An 18,105-nucleotide genomic window follows, 5' to 3' on the forward strand; every position below is an offset into this window, starting at 1 on the left:
GTTTGAAACTAATTGCTGTTGATTTTCTCAATTTATTGAAATATAACCACATCATATTCCACATACACAACAATTATTTTTTATAGGAATTCAAATAGCAATATATTGTCATTTCTAAAATATTATGTTAAGAGGGAAACAATTATTTATATTCTCATATATAACATCCATTATATGTTTTGCAAATCTAAATGCTCAACAAATTGGAAACTATAAATCTGTCGGCTCTGGTAATTGAACAAGTATTGGTGTTTGGAATACTTATAATGGCACTGCATGGATTCCAGCAACATTTTACCCTGGCCAAATTACTGGCACAAATGATGTACTAATCATAGGAGGCAACTCCGTCTTAATTTCATCAACCATTGCAAATACCATCAACACGGTAACCATAGGGGATGGTACAGGAGCCATGGATAATTTTTTTGTAAGCGGAACTTCAACCCTGAATACACAAGTTATCACAATTGCAAATGGAGGCATAGCAGAATGGATTTCCAACGTAAGTTTATCACTTCCAACAGGAGCCAATTTCAAGATTGATACTGGGGGTGAACTAGTTACAGACAAACCTTGTAATGCTGCAAAAAGATTGATTATAGGCACCACTATCTATTCCACATGTAATGGTGCTGCTGGAGCGCAATTTAGTTTTACAGATTTAAACGTAGAGGGCGGAACGTTGTCGGTAACACCTACTTCGAATAGCGCGATATGCGAGGGAGACTTATTGAATTTATATTCGAATCCATCGGGTACAGGTTCTTTAAACGCATCGTATTTATGGACAGGGCCAAACGGATATACCTCAACTAGCCAAAATCCAGTAATTACAAATCTTACTCAAGGTGATTATGATTATATCGTAACCATAAGTGACTCGGCAGGAAATACAAATACTAAAACTATAAATGTTTCAGTATTGGCCATACCTGCAATAACAAATACAACACCCGGTTTCAGAAATGGACCAGGAACTGTTGTTTTAGAGGCATATGTATCTTCAGGAACATTAAATTGGTATTTAAACCCTACTGGAGGTTCTTCTTTAGGAACCGGACCATCTTTTACTACACCTACTATTTCCACATCCACTAGTTTTTATGTGGAAGCATCAGAAAACGGCTGTATTTCTGAAAGAGTAGCAGTTTTGGCAACAGTCAATAGTAATTCTACTGTTATAACAAATCGTAAAATTACTTACCGAATAAAAAAGAATTAATAAAAAAAATTAGATTTCACTTTTTAGAAAAGCTCCTACACCCTTAAAAACAAGGTGATTAGGTATAATATTACCAAACGAAATTAATTAAATTCATTAGAGAAAAATATAGAGAAAAAGCCACATTGGTACAACCTATCTTTTCTTAGATTAAAAAAGCCGACCTTTTAGGTCCGCTTTTAACATTGTACAGGCAGAGAGACTCCCTTCGATTCCGCTCAGGGTAAACTTCTCATCGCTTCATTGACCTCAAAGACCAATTTATAGTCCATAAAAAAAGCTCCTCATTTCTGAAGAGCTTTCTTGTTGTACAGGCGGAGAGACTCGAACTCTCACACCTTGCGGCACTAGATCCTAAGTTCAATATTTACACATATCAAAACGCATCAAAATAATACAAAATATTGATTTTTAGGTATTTATAATTTTATTTATACTCATATAAATCCTTATGAAACCATAAAATGTGTTACCCATGTGTTACCCCGAATGCTTATCTTTATAAAAAATGGGTAAGATATGGCAACCTTAAAAACAGTTTTACACACCAAAACCAACACAAAAGGAAACAAGGAATTTAGACTTGCATTACGACTCACTGTAAACCGGAAACGAAGTTATTATTACTTAGGACAAAAAGTAGAACCAAAATTTTGGGATGTACAGGGTGAAAAAGTGAAATCTTCCCATACAAGGCATAAACAATTGAATCGCCTGATAAGAAAGAAATATGATGAAATTGAAGATGTCATATTTGAAATGGAAACTTCAAAACAGAATTATACAGCAAAACAGATTATAGACTCCATTAGGAAAAACACAAAAAGGTTGTCATTTTTCGAACTTGCCGATGAACATATTGAAGATCTAATCAATGCCAACAATCATAATAGAGCAATTTCGGATAGAAGCAAACTGAACAGGATAAAAGAGTTCGCTAAAAAACGGAACTTCGAATTTGAGGAAATTGATGAGAATTTATTAAAAAAATTAAAAATTTATCTCAGAACTACATCAGGACTATCTGAACGCTCAGTAATGAATATATTCGTTATGATTCGATTACTGTACAATAAAGCTATTAGCAGAAAAATTGTGGATAGAAAATTCTATCCTTTTGGTAAGGACAAAATAAAGATTAAATACCCCCAGACCATTAAAATCGGTCTTGATGAACATGAAATTCGAAAAATCGAAGAACTTGACTTGGACACAAGAACAGCAGTTTGGCATACTAGAAACGTTTTTCTTTTTTCATTCTATTTAGCGGGAATACGGATTTCGGATGTCTTAAGAATGCGTTGGAGTGATATTGTGGCTGAAAGGCTATACTACAAAATGAGTAAGAACGATAAGGCCGATTCTTTAAAACTTCCAGAACCTGTAATTAAAATTTTATCCCATTACCAAGTCGATAAAAAAAACAAGTACGATTATATTTTTCCAGAACTTAAGACAATACCCATCAATGACTCTAAGGCTATTTACTCTAGAATTAAAACTTCAATCAAAAGACTAAATACGAACCTAACTGTAATCGCAGACCTTGCCGAAATCGACAAAAAAATCACCAATCACATTGCCCGTCATAGTTTTGGAAATATAGCCGGTGATAAAGTTTCTCCGCAAATGCTTCAAAAATTATATCGACATACTCATCTAAGCACTACCATAGGTTATCAAGGCAACTTCATTCATAAGAATGCTGATGAAGCTTTAAACGCAATTATTAATTTTTCTAAATAATCAGCGAATTGTAAATATCTATAAAGAGCTAATTTTATATCCCGTAAAAGGTTAATTTACAGGAATACTAAAAGAGACCAAGGACGGGACTTCTTTTTCCCTAATTAAAAACGGTCTCCTTAAATGGCCCTATAATTGGTAATTAAATTATTGGAATTGATCTATGTCAATATACTTTAACCTAGCCATTGTGAACTTATCCCAACCATAACCAACTGTAAAATAAAAACGTGGAAAACATTTTAATTTTACTCCAATCGATTTCTGTACTCGGTCGGCGTAATACCCAAAACCTTTTTTACATAACGCGTGAAAAAAGACCGACTTGAAAACATCATTTTGTCGGCAATTTCGGAAATGTTCAGCTTTTTGTTCTGCAAAAAAAGTATGATACGCTCCTTAGTGTATCGTTGAATCCATTCGGAAGCTGTAACACCGGTATTCTGCTTGCAGACAAAATTTAAATACTTAGGGGTAACGTTAAGTGCATTGGCATAATACCGTACCTCCCTTTCGGCCATGCAATGTTCTTGGACCAAATGAACGAACCGTTCGTATAACGACCCACTTTGTACGGTGCGTTTTCTACGCTCGTATTCGTTCGCAAAAGTGTGCCACATTTCAAGAATAAACAACCGCATTTGCATTTTCAATACTTCCTCATAAAAGCGATGCTCCTTGTATTGAAATCTATTAAACAGCCATTTGAAATTTGATAAAACCCTTTTCCTGTCTTGCTTATCGTTAAGCTTTTTAATAGGGTATTGGCGAGAATGCAGTATGGAATCTATACTCCAGCTTTGATCGGGGACATTATCGTATAAAAAATGTTTTTCTACTAGTAAGGCCGTTGCCTTAAATTCTTGGGAAAATACCAAACTCTCTAATTGGCTTTCTGCAAACCAAAACAGGAATTCATTGCCCTTGCATTGCATCTCCGCGTTCTTGAACAAAAAAGAAATGCTTCCATGATGGCAAAACAAATGGGTGTGATAATGGGTACTGAAATCTATCGGGAATCCTGTTTCCTGTGATAGTTCCAAAAGCACAATACGTGGCCTATTTTTCACTTGCTCCTTCAATTGAATCGTTATTTTTCCTAAAATAAGTAATATTTGACATTATTGCCGTGATTCATGTAACAAATGTATAATGTCAGTTTTTACTTTTACGCGGTTAAATCGTACTAAAGATGAAAATGATAAATTGGAATCTAAAAAATATTATCGTGCCACTACTAATTTTTCTAAGTACCAGTAGTGTGCAATCGCAAGAAGATATCAAGCCCTTTCTTGATGATTTCAGAGGTACAGCAAGTATAACGCAAAACGGAATTTCCCTGATACCCTCATTTTCGTTGGGAGACCCGGCATTAATTTTTGACATTAAAATGACCAAGGGAAGATCAAGTTTCGAGCCCGATATGCGCTTTGCCCTAGAAGGTAAACCTTGGGCGTTCGTGTTTTGGTATCGGTACAAGGCCATTCAGAAAGAACGATTTTCGTTGCGTATCGGGGCGCATCCGGCATTGAATTTCAGGACGGTAAATGTAATTAGAAATGGGGTTGCAGAAGAATTGTTAGAATCGCGACGTTATCTTGCCGCCGAAATTGTTCCGAACTATAAAATTTCCAATAAAGTAAGTATTGGTATGTACTATCTGCGCGGACAAGGTTTTGACGATGGTTTGAAAACAACCAATTTTTTGGTACTGAATTCCGCCTTTACCAATCTTTATATTTCCGAACAATTCCATCTCAACATTTCACCACAGGTATATTATTTAACGACTGACGATGACCAGGGGTATTATGCTGCAGGTTTTATCTCTTTTGGAAAAAAAGATTTTCCGTTATCGATTTCCTGTATTCTGAACAAGGCAATCGATACCGAAATAGCGCCCGAGGATGATTTCATCTGGAATATTTCTTTAAACTACTTTTTTGGCAGTACCAACAAGCTGACGTCGAAACGCAAAATATGATGATTCTTCTAAATGATGTAATTTGTACAAATGGATATAGAGCACCAAAATAAAAGTCACTCAAGTTCAGCGGGAAGTGACATTTTTGAACGGTTAAGGAAAGGCGAGACCATTCTGCCCAACGACCCTCAAGCCTTTAGGATGCGTGAAGCCTCATACACCACAAAAAAAATACTGGTGCAGATGAACAACGCTACAGATCCAAAAGAAATCAGGGATTTATTGAGCCAAATCACAGGTGCAGAAATTGACGAAAGCGTAGCCGTTTTCACCCCTTTGTATATCAATTACGGCAGGAATATAAAAATTGGCAAAAACGTCTTCATTAACTTCGATTGTACTTTTCTGGATTTAGGGGGAATCACGATTGAAGATGGCGTACTGATTGCACCCAAAGTCAGCTTGCTGTCCGAAGGACACCCCCTTTCTCCAGATAAAAGACACTCGCTAGTTCCAAAACCCATTCACATTAAGAAGAATGCATGGATCGGTGCCAATGCGACCATTTTACAGGGCGTAACTATAGGAGAGAATTCGGTGGTTGCAGCAGGTTTGGTCGTTTCCAAAGACGTACCCGATAATGTACTTGTTGGCGGTACTCCTGCAAAAATCATTAAGAAAATTTAAAATAGTAAAAGACAAAAAATCAGTAAATTGAGTTCAAATTAAGAAAGAATATATCATGGCAAAATTCAATCTAAAAATTAACGGGCTAACACAAGAAGTTGATGTCGACCCAACAACACCTATGCTTTGGGTATTAAGGGACCACCTAAAATTGGCAGGGACTAAATATGGTTGCGGAATCGCCCAATGTGGGGCATGTACTGTTCATTTAGGTGATAATGCCGTTCGTTCATGCCAACTGCCGGTTTCGGCGGTTGGTGAGCAAGAAATTACCACTATTGAAGGTTTATCAGAGAACGGTAACCATCCCGTTCAAAAAGCTTGGTTGGAAATTGATGTGCCTCAATGTGGGTATTGTCAAGCGGGACAGATAATGTCAGCTTCCGCCTTGTTAAAAAGAATCCCAAATCCTTCAGATGAAGAAATCGAATCGGGCATGAACGGTAACATCTGTCGCTGCGGAACGTATACCAGAATAAAAAAGGCCATTAAAACAGCCGCAAATGCCGAAAACGTTTAATTAGAAAAAATCAGAAGATGACAAAGATAAACACGCATATTGGACGTAGGGCTTTTATTAGGAATACGAGTTTGGCAAGTGGGGGATTGGTCCTCGGATTCAGTTTTTTAAATTCCTGTAAGCCGGAACAGGCAAAAGAGATGGCCGGTACAGAAATGCCCAACGAATGGTTCGAGATGAATTCGTATCTGAAAATTGGGGATAACGGGATGGTGACCGTCTACACACCAAATCCCGAATTCGGTCAGAATATTAGAACATCAATGCCCATGTTAGTGGCAGAAGAGTTGGATGTGGATTGGAAAAACGTGGTGGTAGAGCAGGCACCCTATCATGCAGAAAAATATGGCTTTCAACTTACAGGAGGCAGCACGGGAATAAAAGCAAGATGGATACCTCTTCGAATGGCAGGTGCAACAGCAAAACAGATGTTGATAGCCGCGGCTGCAAAAACATGGCAGGTTCCCGCAGAAGAAATCACTACTCAAGGAGGAATATTGCAACACGCAGAAACAAAAAAATCGGCCGGGTACGGAGAAATGGCTTCGGTTGCGGCAACACTTGATGTACCTATAGAAGTGCAATTGAAAGAAGTTAAAGACTTTAAGCTCATCAGCCGCTCCCATAAAAATGTAGATGCGAAAAAGATTATAACCGGTGAACCCATGTTTGGTATGGATTATCAAAAGGACGGCATGCTGATCGCTATGATCGTACACCCTCCTGCATTTGGAATGACCTTGAAATCGGTTGATGACGAGGAAGTGAAAGCCATGCCAGGCATCAAGGATGTGATAACCATCAAAAGTTTTAAGGAGGGATTTCAAAAACACGGGTTTGACACCAACGCTTTTCCTGAATTGGTGGCAATAGTCGGCAATACTACATGGGAAGTCATGCAGGCCAAAAAGAAATTAAATGCAGAATGGAAGCCGATTTTTGCAACTACTGAAATTGTGAACGGTTTTTTTGGAAAGGAAACAAGAAATACCCCTGCAGGATTAGAATCTACACAGGGCCACAAGGCACAGATGGAAGCCCTTGCATCCATACCTGGAAATATGGTCAGAAAGGATGGTAATCCGGAGGCCGCCTTCAAGAATGCTGCAAAGATTTTGGAGAGAAGCTATTCGGCCCCATTTCTTGCCCACAATAGCATGGAGCCTATAAATGCTTTTGTACATGTGGAAGGTAATAAAGTAAAAATTGCGGCACCGATTCAGATTCCATCCTTTATAATTCCAACGCTAGAAAGCAGTTTGGGAATACCGAAGGAAAATATTGAAATGGAACTACCAAGAATGGGAGGTGGTTTTGGAAGAAAGGGCTATGCCCACTTTGTGGTGGAAGCCGCCCTAATATCCCAAAAAGTAAATGCTCCTATTAAGTTAGTGTATAGTCGTGAAGATGACATGACGACAGGTATTTATCGCCCAACCTATCACGCAACCTATCGCGCGGCTTTTGATGAAAACAATAATTTAACTGCCTTACATATAAAGGCGGGCGGTATACCAGAGAGCCCTTTGTTCGCCAATCGTTTTCCGGCCGGGGCGATCGATAATTATTTGGCGGAAGAATGGTCCATTGATTCTAATATTACGGTTGGTGCTTTCCGCGCTCCCCGTTCGAATTTTATGGCCGGGGCCGAACAGGCATTTTTGGACGAAGTGGCGGAAGCCATGGGCAAGGATGCTATTCAATTTCGATTGGATCTGCTAAAACGAGCCAAGGAAAACCCGGTTGGGGAAGATAACCAGTACGACGCTGAACGCTATGCCGGAGTTTTGGAATTGGTGCGGGAAAAATCGGCTTGGAACGAAAATAATGAAACAAAACATCGTGGGGTTGCCGCCTATTTTTGTCATAACTCCTATGCAGCGCATGTGCTGGATCTAAAGATGGAGAATGGCAAACCTGTGGTGGAAAAAGTAGTTTGTGCCATTGATTGTGGAATCGTGGTAAATCCCGATGCGGCCACGAATATGGCGGAAGGTGCCATAACCGATGGTGTCGGTAACGCTTTTTTTGGGGAATTGACCTTTAAAGACGGAGTGCCTCAGAAAAATAATTTCCACCAATATCAAATGATCCGTATGAAAGAAGCGCCAAAAGAAATCGACGTACATTTTGTGCAGAATGAAATCGACCCAACAGGTATGGGAGAACCTCCGTTTCCCCCTGTTTTCGGGGCGGTGGCCAATGCCCTATATAAAGCCACGGGGCAACGGCATTATAGTCAGCCATTTATAACGAAAAAGGAAGTATTAGGATAATGGGGTTATATCACACTTATAAGAGGGTGATCCTTTAAAAACATCAAATGTCAGGCGTTCATTTATTTGCTGATTCATATTTTAAAAAATGGTCTTAAGAATTGAACCATTACAGGGACAACTTTTTCCAAACATAATAGAAGTCATTATAAAAAAATCTTAATACCGTTTTACTTTATTTAGGCCATACAGTTTGATGACACGATGACAAGATATGCCGAGGTCAATATTTATGGTAGCTGAAGCTGTCATCAAACCGTCATCATTTTGTCATCAAAAAAATAATGATGACGGTACAGCCTTTGAACTATATAAAAATGATGCCGTAATGACAAATCGGTGACGCTTAAAGCCCAATGATTATGGGCTGTTCCGAACATTATCATCATATCATCAAAAATTTAGGTAAAACTGTCCGGCTACTGAAAGAAAAAAATAATTGCTTCATGGTCATGAAGGTTGAAGGTTACACCGTCCAACAGTATTCACTGGTTCATTCAAGCAACGTTTACTGATTACATTAGGCACCTGTTTTGTAAAGCAATTTTCTCTTGAATGTTATCTGTGAAATTTTAAAAAATATGGAATAGCACCTACCTAGTTACCTAAGAATGAACGAGGCCAGCGGTACTAGGACATGGAACTGGGTAACTTCTATAATCCCAATCCTACCTTAAGGTTACCTATCCTACCTAAATGGTAATATAGGTTACTTGTATTTAAGTACTGACCTAAGCTTTAGGCCCTTTCATTATTAAGTTGGGTAAGAAGGTAGGTGAAATTGGAAATAATAAGCTGGTGAAGAAAAAAAGATTTAAAATTGTAGATTTTCAAAATGCTTACTTGAAAATGCATGTATTAGAAACGCACCAGGAACTTATCTAGATCAGAAATAAAGATGATACTATTTTTTTCTTTCATCAGCAGTCTTTAAAAATATAAAAGTTTTGGAATTTAGCAGTGAGACATAAAAGTTTACCTTGAAAATTTCACCAATGAAGACTAAAAGTAATAGTGGCAATCTGGCACCAAAAATGGATTTGGTCAGGAAGTGCGAGATGTGTTTTTGTGGCCACAAAAACAAACTCGCTTTACTCCCGATGGTTGCAAAGTCATAGAAATTGAAGAAAAGTGTTCCAAATCAAAAGTAGGGTGCGCCCTATTTCGATTTTACCTTACGCTTATCTGCCGGAACACTATAAAATCGAAACAGGATCCAGGCGCAGTTAAGTCATGGTAAGATTTGGGGCTCGTCCCTGAAACACCCATAAAAGGCTAACAATTATTCAATTTGACATCAAAAGGTTGGAAATGGTATCATCTAAAATGTCCAACCCAAAAATATCCAATTGTGTTACCCATGTGTTACCCAGAACTAAAAAAGCCGACTTTTTAAAGTCGGCTTTCCCTTACTGTACAGGCGGAGAGACTCGAACTCTCACACCTTGCGGCACTAGATCCTAAGTTCAATATTTACACATATCAAAACGCATCAAAATAATACAAAATATTGATTTTTAGGTATTTATAATTTTATTTATACTCATATAAATCCTTATGAAACCATAAAATGTGTTACCCATGTGTTACCCCGAATGCTTATCTTTATAAAAAATGGGTAAGATATGGCAACCTTAAAAACAGTTTTACACACCAAAACCAACACAAAAGGAAACAAGGAATTTAGACTTGCATTACGACTCACTGTAAACCGGAAACGAAGTTATTATTACTTAGGACAAAAAGTAGAACCAAAATTTTGGGATGTACAGGGTGAAAAAGTGAAATCTTCCCATACAAGGCATAAACAATTGAATCGCCTGATAAGAAAGAAATATGATGAAATTGAAGATGTCATATTTGAAATGGAAACTTCAAAACAGAATTATACAGCAAAACAGATTATAGACTCCATTAGGAAAAACACAAAAAGGTTGTCATTTTTCGAACTTGCCGATGAACATATTGAAGATCTAATCAATGCCAACAATCATAATAGAGCAATTTCGGATAGAAGCAAACTGAACAGGATAAAAGAGTTCGCTAAAAAACGGAACTTCGAATTTGAGGAAATTGATGAGAATTTATTAAAAAAATTAAAAATTTATCTCAGAACTACATCAGGACTATCTGAACGCTCAGTAATGAATATATTCGTTATGATTCGATTACTGTACAATAAAGCTATTAGCAGAAAAATTGTGGATAGAAAATTCTATCCTTTTGGTAAGGACAAAATAAAGATTAAATACCCCCAGACCATTAAAATCGGTCTTGATGAACATGAAATTCGAAAAATCGAAGAACTTGACTTGGACACAAGAACAGCAGTTTGGCATACTAGAAACGTTTTTCTTTTTTCATTCTATTTAGCGGGAATACGGATTTCGGATGTCTTAAGAATGCGTTGGAGTGATATTGTGGCTGAAAGGCTATACTACAAAATGAGTAAGAACGATAAGGCCGATTCTTTAAAACTTCCAGAACCTGTAATTAAAATTTTATCCCATTACCAAGTCGATAAAAAAAACAAGTACGATTATATTTTTCCAGAACTTAAGACAATACCCATCAATGACTCTAAGGCTATTTACTCTAGAATTAAAACTTCAATCAAAAGACTAAATACGAACCTAACTGTAATCGCAGACCTTGCCGAAATCGACAAAAAAATCACCAATCACATTGCCCGTCATAGTTTTGGAAATATAGCCGGTGATAAAGTTTCTCCGCAAATGCTTCAAAAATTATATCGACATACTCATCTAAGCACTACCATAGGTTATCAAGGCAACTTCATTCATAAGAATGCTGATGAAGCTTTAAACGCAATTATTAATTTTTCTAAATAATCAGCGAATTGTAAATATCTATAAAGAGCTAATTTTATATCCCGTAAAAGGTTAATTTACAGGAATACTAAAAGAGACCAAGGACGGGACTTCTTTTTCCCTAATTAAAAACGGTCTCCTTAAATGGCCCTATAATTGGTAATTAAATTATTGGAATTGATCTATGTCAATATACTTTAACCTAGCCATTGTGAACTTATCCCAACCATAACCAACTGTAAAATAAAAACGTGGAAAACATTTTAATTTTACTCCAATCGATTTCTGTACTCGGTCGGCGTAATACCCAAAACCTTTTTTACATAACGCGTGAAAAAAGACCGACTTGAAAACATCATTTTGTCGGCAATTTCGGAAATGTTCAGCTTTTTGTTCTGCAAAAAAAGTATGATACGCTCCTTAGTGTATCGTTGAATCCATTCGGAAGCTGTAACACCGGTATTCTGCTTGCAGACAAAATTTAAATACTTAGGGGTAACGTTAAGTGCATTGGCATAATACCGTACCTCCCTTTCGGCCATGCAATGTTCTTGGACCAAATGAACGAACCGTTCGTATAACGACCCACTTTGTACGGTGCGTTTTCTACGCTCGTATTCGTTCGCAAAAGTGTGCCACATTTCAAGAATAAACAACCGCATTTGCATTTTCAATACTTCCTCATAAAAGCGATGCTCCTTGTATTGAAATCTATTAAACAGCCATTTGAAATTTGATAAAACCCTTTTCCTGTCTTGCTTATCGTTAAGCTTTTTAATAGGGTATTGGCGAGAATGCAGTATGGAATCTATACTCCAGCTTTGATCGGGGACATTATCGTATAAAAAATGTTTTTCTACTAGTAAGGCCGTTGCCTTAAATTCTTGGGAAAATACCAAACTCTCTAATTGGCTTTCTGCAAACCAAAACAGGAATTCATTGCCCTTGCATTGCATCTCCGCGTTCTTGAACAAAAAAGAAATGCTTCCATGATGGCAAAACAAATGGGTGTGATAATGGGTACTGAAATCTATCGGGAATCCTGTTTCCTGTGATAGTTCCAAAAGCACAATACGTGGCCTATTTTTCACTTGCTCCTTCAATTGAATCGTTATTTTTCCTAAAATAAGTAATATTTGACATTATTGCCGTGATTCATGTAACAAATGTATAATGTCAGTTTTTACTTTTACGCGGTTAAATCGTACTAAAGATGAAAATGATAAATTGGAATCTAAAAAATATTATCGTGCCACTACTAATTTTTCTAAGTACCAGTAGTGTGCAATCGCAAGAAGATATCAAGCCCTTTCTTGATGATTTCAGAGGTACAGCAAGTATAACGCAAAACGGAATTTCCCTGATACCCTCATTTTCGTTGGGAGACCCGGCATTAATTTTTGACATTAAAATGACCAAGGGAAGATCAAGTTTCGAGCCCGATATGCGCTTTGCCCTAGAAGGTAAACCTTGGGCGTTCGTGTTTTGGTATCGGTACAAGGCCATTCAGAAAGAACGATTTTCGTTGCGTATCGGGGCGCATCCGGCATTGAATTTCAGGACGGTAAATGTAATTAGAAATGGGGTTGCAGAAGAATTGTTAGAATCGCGACGTTATCTTGCCGCCGAAATTGTTCCGAACTATAAAATTTCCAATAAAGTAAGTATTGGTATGTACTATCTGCGCGGACAAGGTTTTGACGATGGTTTGAAAACAACCAATTTTTTGGTACTGAATTCCGCCTTTACCAATCTTTATATTTCCGAACAATTCCATCTCAACATTTCACCACAGGTATATTATTTAACGACTGACGATGACCAGGGGTATTATGCTGCAGGTTTTATCTCTTTTGGAAAAAAAGATTTTCCGTTATCGATTTCCTGTATTCTGAACAAGGCAATCGATACCGAAATAGCGCCCGAGGATGATTTCATCTGGAATATTTCTTTAAACTACTTTTTTGGCAGTACCAACAAGCTGACGTCGAAACGCAAAATATGATGATTCTTCTAAATGATGTAATTTGTACAAATGGATATAGAGCACCAAAATAAAAGTCACTCAAGTTCAGCGGGAAGTGACATTTTTGAACGGTTAAGGAAAGGCGAGACCATTCTGCCCAACGACCCTCAAGCCTTTAGGATGCGTGAAGCCTCATACACCACAAAAAAAATACTGGTGCAGATGAACAACGCTACAGATCCAAAAGAAATCAGGGATTTATTGAGCCAAATCACAGGTGCAGAAATTGACGAAAGCGTAGCCGTTTTCACCCCTTTGTATATCAATTACGGCAGGAATATAAAAATTGGCAAAAACGTCTTCATTAACTTCGATTGTACTTTTCTGGATTTAGGGGGAATCACGATTGAAGATGGCGTACTGATTGCACCCAAAGTCAGCTTGCTGTCCGAAGGACACCCCCTTTCTCCAGATAAAAGACACTCGCTAGTTCCAAAACCCATTCACATTAAGAAGAATGCATGGATCGGTGCCAATGCGACCATTTTACAGGGCGTAACTATAGGAGAGAATTCGGTGGTTGCAGCAGGTTTGGTCGTTTCCAAAGACGTACCCGATAATGTACTTGTTGGCGGTACTCCTGCAAAAATCATTAAGAAAATTTAAAATAGTAAAAGACAAAAAATCAGTAAATTGAGTTCAAATTAAGAAAGAATATATCATGGCAAAATTCAATCTAAAAATTAACGGGCTAACACAAGAAGTTGATGTCGACCCAACAACACCTATGCTTTGGGTATTAAGGGACCACCTAAAATTGGCAGGGACTAAATATGGTTGCGGAATCGCCCAATGTGGGGCATGTACTGTTCATTTAGGTGATAATGCCGTTCGTTCATGCCAACTGCCGGTTTCGGCGGTTGGTGAGCAAGAAATTACCACTATTGAAGGTTTATCAGAGAACGGTAACCATCCCGTTCAAAAAGCTTGGTTGGAAATTGATGTGCCTCAATGTGGGTATTGTCAAGCGGGACAGATAATGTCAGCTTCCGCCTTGTTAAAAAGAATCCCAAATCCTTCAGATGAAGAAATCGAATCGGGCATGAACGGTAACATCTGTCGCTGCGGAACGTATACCAGAATAAAAAAGGCCATTAAAACAGCCGCAAATGCCGAAAACGTTTAATTAGAAAAAATCAGAAGATGACAAAGATAAACACGCATATTGGACGTAGGGCTTTTATTAGGAATACGAGTTTGGCAAGTGGGGGATTGGTCCTCGGATTCAGTTTTTTAAATTCCTGTAAGCCGGAACAGGCAAAAGAGATGGCCGGTACAGAAATGCCCAACGAATGGTTCGAGATGAATTCGTATCTGAAAATTGGGGATAACGGGATGGTGACCGTCTACACACCAAATCCCGAATTCGGTCAGAATATTAGAACATCAATGCCCATGTTAGTGGCAGAAGAGTTGGATGTGGATTGGAAAAACGTGGTGGTAGAGCAGGCACCCTATCATGCAGAAAAATATGGCTTTCAACTTACAGGAGGCAGCACGGGAATAAAAGCAAGATGGATACCTCTTCGAATGGCAGGTGCAACAGCAAAACAGATGTTGATAGCCGCGGCTGCAAAAACATGGCAGGTTCCCGCAGAAGAAATCACTACTCAAGGAGGAATATTGCAACACGCAGAAACAAAAAAATCGGCCGGGTACGGAGAAATGGCTTCGGTTGCGGCAACACTTGATGTACCTATAGAAGTGCAATTGAAAGAAGTTAAAGACTTTAAGCTCATCAGCCGCTCCCATAAAAATGTAGATGCGAAAAAGATTATAACCGGTGAACCCATGTTTGGTATGGATTATCAAAAGGACGGCATGCTGATCGCTATGATCGTACACCCTCCTGCATTTGGAATGACCTTGAAATCGGTTGATGACGAGGAAGTGAAAGCCATGCCAGGCATCAAGGATGTGATAACCATCAAAAGTTTTAAGGAGGGATTTCAAAAACACGGGTTTGACACCAACGCTTTTCCTGAATTGGTGGCAATAGTCGGCAATACTACATGGGAAGTCATGCAGGCCAAAAAGAAATTAAATGCAGAATGGAAGCCGATTTTTGCAACTACTGAAATTGTGAACGGTTTTTTTGGAAAGGAAACAAGAAATACCCCTGCAGGATTAGAATCTACACAGGGCCACAAGGCACAGATGGAAGCCCTTGCATCCATACCTGGAAATATGGTCAGAAAGGATGGTAATCCGGAGGCCGCCTTCAAGAATGCTGCAAAGATTTTGGAGAGAAGCTATTCGGCCCCATTTCTTGCCCACAATAGCATGGAGCCTATAAATGCTTTTGTACATGTGGAAGGTAATAAAGTAAAAATTGCGGCACCGATTCAGATTCCATCCTTTATAATTCCAACGCTAGAAAGCAGTTTGGGAATACCGAAGGAAAATATTGAAATGGAACTACCAAGAATGGGAGGTGGTTTTGGAAGAAAGGGCTATGCCCACTTTGTGGTGGAAGCCGCCCTAATATCCCAAAAAGTAAATGCTCCTATTAAGTTAGTGTATAGTCGTGAAGATGACATGACGACAGGTATTTATCGCCCAACCTATCACGCAACCTATCGCGCGGCTTTTGATGAAAACAATAATTTAACTGCCTTACATATAAAGGCGGGCGGTATACCAGAGAGCCCTTTGTTCGCCAATCGTTTTCCGGCCGGGGCGATCGATAATTATTTGGCGGAAGAATGGTCCATTGATTCTAATATTACGGTTGGTGCTTTCCGCGCTCCCCGTTCGAATTTTATGGCCGGGGCCGAACAGGCATTTTTGGACGAAGTGGCGGAAGCCATGGGCAAGGATGCTATTCAATTTCGATTGGATCTGCTAAAACGAGCCAAGGAAAACCCGGTTGGGGAAGATAACCAGTACGACGCTGAACGCTATGCCGGAGTTTTGGAATTGGTGCGGGAAAAATCGGCTTGGAACGAAAATAATGAAACAAAACATCGTGGGGTTGCCGCCTATTTTTGTCATAACTCCTATGCAGCGCATGTGCTGGATCTAAAGATGGAGAATGGCAAACCTGTGGTGGAAAAAGTAGTTTGTGCCATTGATTGTGGAATCGTGGTAAATCCCGATGCGGCCACGAATATGGCGGAAGGTGCCATAACCGATGGTGTCGGTAACGCTTTTTTTGGGGAATTGACCTTTAAAGACGGAGTGCCTCAGAAAAATAATTTCCACCAATATCAAATGATCCGTATGAAAGAAGCGCCAAAAGAAATCGACGTACATTTTGTGCAGAATGAAATCGACCCAACAGGTATGGGAGAACCTCCGTTTCCCCCTGTTTTCGGGGCGGTGGCCAATGCCCTATATAAAGCCACGGGGCAACGGCATTATAGTCAGCCATTTATAACGAAAAAGGAAGTATTAGGATAATGGGGTTATATCACACTTATAAGAGGGTGATCCTTTAAAAACATCAAATGTCAGGCGTTCATTTATTTGCTGATTCATATTTTAAAAAATGGTCTTAAGAATTGAACCATTACAGGGACAACTTTTTCCAAACATAATAGAAGTCATTATAAAAAAATCTTAATACCGTTTTACTTTATTTAGGCCATACAGTTTGATGACACGATGACAAGATATGCCGAGGTCAATATTTATGGTAGCTGAAGCTGTCATCAAACCGTCATCATTTTGTCATCAAAAAAATAATGATGACGGTACAGCCTTTGAACTATATAAAAATGATGCCGTAATGACAAATCGGTGACGCTTAAAGCCCAATGATTATGGGCTGTTCCGAACATTATCATCATATCATCAAAAATTTAGGTAAAACTGTCCGGCTACTGAAAGAAAAAAATAATTGCTTCATGGTCATGAAGGTTGAAGGTTACACCGTCCAACAGTATTCACTGGTTCATTCAAGCAACGTTTACTGATTACATTAGGCACCTGTTTTGTAAAGCAATTTTCTCTTGAATGTTATCTGTGAAATTTTAAAAAATATGGAATAGCACCTACCTAGTTACCTAAGAATGAACGAGGCCAGCGGTACTAGGACATGGAACTGGGTAACTTCTATAATCCCAATCCTACCTTAAGGTTACCTATCCTACCTAAATGGTAATATAGGTTACTTGTATTTAAGTACTGACCTAAGCTTTAGGCCCTTTCATTATTAAGTTGGGTAAGAAGGTAGGTGAAATTGGAAATAATAAGCTGGTGAAGAAAAAAAGATTTAAAATTGTAGATTTTCAAAATGCTTACTTGAAAATGCATGTATTAGAAACGCACCAGGAACTTATCTAGATCAGAAATAAAGATGATACTATTTTTTTCTTTCATCAGCAGTCTTTAAAAATATAAAAGTTTTGGAATTTAGCAGTGAGACATAAAAGTTTACCTTGAAAATTTCACCAATGAAGACTAAAAGTAATAGTGGCAATCTGGCACCAAAAATGGATTTGGTCAGGAAGTGCGAGATGTGTTTTTGTGGCCACAAAAACAAACTCGCTTTACTCCCGATGGTTGCAAAGTCATAGAAATTGAAGAAAAGTGTTCCAAATCAAAAGTAGGGTGCGCCCTATTTCGATTTTACCTTACGCTTATCTGCCGGAACACTATAAAATCGAAACAGGATCCAGGCGCAGTTAAGTCATGGTAAGATTTGGGGCTCGTCCCTGAAACACCCATAAAAGGCTAACAATTATTCAATTTGACATCAAAAGGTTGGAAATGGTATCATCTAAAATGTCCAACCCAAAAATATCCAATTGTGTTACCCATGTGTTACCCAGAACTAAAAAAGCCGACTTTTTAAAGTCGGCTTTCCCTTACTGTACAGGCGGAGAGACTCGAACTCTCACACCTTGCGGCACTAGATCCTAAGTCT

14 protein-coding genes are annotated in these 18,105 nt (G+C 38.5%); 11 read left to right on the top strand and 3 right to left on the bottom strand.

What is annotated here, in order from left to right; all coding sequences use genetic code 11:
• Positions 1-294: 294 nt before the first annotated feature.
• The gene (locus AACZ49_RS13170) at positions 295-417 is read right to left on the bottom strand and encodes a hypothetical protein (RefSeq protein ID WP_339655688.1); all 123 of its coding nucleotides are present in this window, start codon (positions 415-417) and stop codon (positions 295-297) included.
• Here AACZ49_RS13170 and AACZ49_RS13175 point away from each other — a divergent pair.
• Positions 416-1,225 (top strand): hypothetical protein, encoded by an 810-nt coding sequence (locus AACZ49_RS13175; protein WP_339655691.1) that lies wholly within the window; start codon positions 416-418, stop codon positions 1,223-1,225. The two genes, AACZ49_RS13170 and AACZ49_RS13175, sit on opposite strands and share 2 nt — an antisense overlap.
• A gap of 519 nt (positions 1,226-1,744) precedes the next feature.
• On the top strand, positions 1,745-2,971 hold the full coding sequence (locus AACZ49_RS13180; RefSeq protein WP_339655694.1) for a site-specific integrase: 1,227 nt from the start codon (positions 1,745-1,747) through the stop codon (positions 2,969-2,971).
• A 248-nt stretch (positions 2,972-3,219) separates the two neighbouring features.
• Here AACZ49_RS13180 and AACZ49_RS13185 read toward each other — a convergent pair whose 3' ends face one another.
• Positions 3,220-4,053 (bottom strand): helix-turn-helix domain-containing protein, encoded by an 834-nt coding sequence (locus tag AACZ49_RS13185; RefSeq protein WP_339655696.1) that lies wholly within the window; start codon positions 4,051-4,053, stop codon positions 3,220-3,222.
• Between the two features lie 146 nt (positions 4,054-4,199).
• Between AACZ49_RS13185 and AACZ49_RS13190 the strand changes: the two genes are divergently transcribed.
• The 5 genes from AACZ49_RS13190 (at position 4,200) to AACZ49_RS13210 (ending at position 11,230) form a co-directional block, all read left to right on the top strand.
• Positions 4,200-4,955: a hypothetical protein gene (locus AACZ49_RS13190; RefSeq protein ID WP_339655699.1), complete on the top strand. Its 756-nt coding sequence runs from the start codon at positions 4,200-4,202 to the stop codon at positions 4,953-4,955.
• A gap of 30 nt (positions 4,956-4,985) precedes the next feature.
• Positions 4,986-5,582: a sugar O-acetyltransferase gene (locus AACZ49_RS13195; protein ID WP_339655702.1), complete on the top strand. Its 597-nt coding sequence runs from the start codon at positions 4,986-4,988 to the stop codon at positions 5,580-5,582.
• Positions 5,583-5,637: 55 nt separating this feature from the next.
• Positions 5,638-6,102 carry a (2Fe-2S)-binding protein gene (locus AACZ49_RS13200; protein WP_339655705.1) on the top strand — a complete coding sequence of 155 codons (465 nt, stop codon included), beginning with the start codon at positions 5,638-5,640 and terminating at the stop codon, positions 6,100-6,102.
• Positions 6,103-6,119: 17 nt separating this feature from the next.
• Positions 6,120-8,378 carry a molybdopterin cofactor-binding domain-containing protein gene (locus AACZ49_RS13205; RefSeq protein WP_339655707.1) on the top strand — a complete coding sequence of 753 codons (2,259 nt, stop codon included), beginning with the start codon at positions 6,120-6,122 and terminating at the stop codon, positions 8,376-8,378.
• 1,625 nt (positions 8,379-10,003) lie between these two features.
• On the top strand, positions 10,004-11,230 hold the full coding sequence (locus AACZ49_RS13210; protein WP_339655694.1) for a site-specific integrase: 1,227 nt from the start codon (positions 10,004-10,006) through the stop codon (positions 11,228-11,230).
• Between the two features lie 248 nt (positions 11,231-11,478).
• On the opposite strand, the gene AACZ49_RS13215 is transcribed toward AACZ49_RS13210, so the two are convergent.
• Positions 11,479-12,312 carry a helix-turn-helix domain-containing protein gene (locus AACZ49_RS13215; RefSeq protein WP_339655696.1) on the bottom strand — a complete coding sequence of 278 codons (834 nt, stop codon included), beginning with the start codon at positions 12,310-12,312 and terminating at the stop codon, positions 11,479-11,481.
• Positions 12,313-12,458: 146 nt separating this feature from the next.
• Between AACZ49_RS13215 and AACZ49_RS13220 the strand changes: the two genes are divergently transcribed.
• The 4 genes from AACZ49_RS13220 to AACZ49_RS13235 are packed head-to-tail and all read left to right on the top strand — an operon-like array spanning position 12,459 to position 16,637.
• The gene (locus AACZ49_RS13220) at positions 12,459-13,214 is read left to right on the top strand and encodes a hypothetical protein (protein WP_339655699.1); all 756 of its coding nucleotides are present in this window, start codon (positions 12,459-12,461) and stop codon (positions 13,212-13,214) included.
• Positions 13,215-13,244: 30 nt separating this feature from the next.
• Positions 13,245-13,841: a sugar O-acetyltransferase gene (locus AACZ49_RS13225; RefSeq protein WP_339655702.1), complete on the top strand. Its 597-nt coding sequence runs from the start codon at positions 13,245-13,247 to the stop codon at positions 13,839-13,841.
• Between the two features lie 55 nt (positions 13,842-13,896).
• Positions 13,897-14,361 (top strand): (2Fe-2S)-binding protein, encoded by a 465-nt coding sequence (locus tag AACZ49_RS13230; RefSeq protein ID WP_339655705.1) that lies wholly within the window; start codon positions 13,897-13,899, stop codon positions 14,359-14,361.
• A gap of 17 nt (positions 14,362-14,378) precedes the next feature.
• Positions 14,379-16,637, top strand: a complete 2,259-nt coding sequence (locus AACZ49_RS13235; RefSeq protein ID WP_339655707.1) for a molybdopterin cofactor-binding domain-containing protein — start codon at positions 14,379-14,381, stop codon at positions 16,635-16,637.
• The last annotated feature ends 1,468 nt before the right edge of the window (positions 16,638-18,105 follow it).

Origin of the sequence: uncultured Maribacter sp., assembly GCF_963975365.1 — a bacterium.
GTDB lineage: Bacteria > Bacteroidota > Bacteroidia > Flavobacteriales > Flavobacteriaceae > Maribacter.